Consider the following 1,272-nt stretch of genomic DNA (forward strand, 5'->3'; position numbering starts at 1 on the left):
GTGAAGGACGCCGGAGGTCGTGCGGGTGTGGCAGGCCGCGCGGCGCCGTCGCCCCGAGTCGGACGACGCCGTGCGGCCTATGCCCTGGCTCAGCTGTCGGCCAGGATGTGGGACAGCTCCGTATCGAGGTCGAAGTGCCGGTGCTCGGTGCCGGGTGGCACCGCGGCGTCGGTCCGCTTGAGGAACGACTCCAGGGCCCGGGCGGGGGCCTCCAGCAGAGCTTCGCCCTCGGGCGAGCTCAGCGCGATGCAGACGACTCCCTGGCCGTGACTACGGGAAGGCCAGACCCGGACGTCGCCCGTGCCGGTGGGCCGGTGCAGCCCCTCGGCGAGAAGGTCGCGGGCGAAGACCCACTCGACCGTCTCCTCGGCTCCGGTGTGGAAGGTGGCGTGCACGGCGTACGGATCCGCCGTGTCATACCGCAGGCCCGCGGGTACAGGCAGTGAGGACTCGCTCGACACAACGAGGCGCAGGTGCAGCTCGCAGCTCACCACGGTGTTCATAAGCGCCAGGGCCTTTCGCTCAGTGTGCGCTCGGGGATTCGCACGTCGGCGAAATCGACATGCCACCTCCGGTGCCGTTGTAAACCCCTCTGTCGGTTTTGTGATCGTTCAGGTAGCTCGTATGGCGGTATGTAACTTTCGGTAATACCGCCATACCGGTGAGGCCGGTGAGTCGGGTAAATTGGCATCATGAATGCGGAGAGTGACGAGCGCGCCCCCGAGTCCCAGCCCGCCGAGCAGGCTGAACTGGGATCCCGGGCGCCGGAGTTCATCAAGGCCCGCCGGGGACTGCACCTGAGCTGGCAGGTCGGCGTGTTCATCGTCGGACTCGCCGTGATCGTGGCCGGCATCCTGATGCTCGTCTTCCCGGGCCCGGGCTGGCTCGTCATCTTCGGCGGCATGGCGATCTGGGCCACCGAGTTCGTCTGGGCGCAGATCGTCCTGCGCTGGACCAAGCGCAAGGTCACCGAGGCCGCCCAGCGCGCCCTCGACCCCAAGGTCCGGCGGCGCAACATCACCCTCACCGTCATCGGCCTGGTGATCATCGCCGCGCTGCTCGGCTGGTACCTCTGGAAGTTCGGCATCGTCATGCCCTGGAAGATCGACGAGTGACCCGAGGGTGGTTCGGAAGCCCCGCTGACATGCGGTAATGTTTGCGGTGCACCGGGGCGATTAGCTCAGCGGGAGAGCACTTCGTTCACACCGAAGGGGTCACTGGTTCGATCCCAGTATCGCCCACCACCCGGTCCGAGGGCCCGGAGACGACACC

General features: G+C 67.3%; 2 protein-coding genes and 1 tRNA gene. 2 read left to right on the top strand and 1 reads right to left on the bottom strand.

Annotation, left to right across the window (positions count from 1 at the left end):
• Positions 1 to 89 precede the first annotated feature (89 nt).
• Positions 90 to 503, bottom strand: a complete 414-nt coding sequence (locus tag ACFQ8C_RS37065; RefSeq protein WP_030493555.1) for an SsgA family sporulation/cell division regulator — start codon at positions 501 to 503, stop codon at positions 90 to 92.
• Between the two features lie 189 nt (positions 504 to 692).
• On the opposite strand from ACFQ8C_RS37065, the gene ACFQ8C_RS37070 reads away from it, so the two are divergent.
• Entirely contained in the window at positions 693 to 1,115 is a 423-nt protein-coding gene (locus ACFQ8C_RS37070; RefSeq protein ID WP_383466373.1) for a TIGR02611 family protein, read from the top strand.
• Positions 1,116 to 1,169: 54 nt separating this feature from the next.
• A tRNA-Val gene (locus tag ACFQ8C_RS37075) sits at positions 1,170 to 1,244 on the top strand.
• The last annotated feature ends 28 nt before the right edge of the window (positions 1,245 to 1,272 follow it).

This window comes from Streptomyces sp. NPDC056503 (genome assembly GCF_042794995.1).
In the GTDB taxonomy this organism is placed as follows: domain Bacteria; phylum Actinomycetota; class Actinomycetes; order Streptomycetales; family Streptomycetaceae; genus Streptomyces.

Coding starts and splice junctions, on each gene's coding strand:
- ACFQ8C_RS37065 (WP_030493555.1), bottom strand. CDS start 503: ATGAACACCGTGGTGAGCTGCGAGCTGCACCTGCGCCTCGTTGTGTCG.
- ACFQ8C_RS37070 (WP_383466373.1), top strand. CDS start 693: ATGAATGCGGAGAGTGACGAGCGCGCCCCCGAGTCCCAGCCCGCCGAG.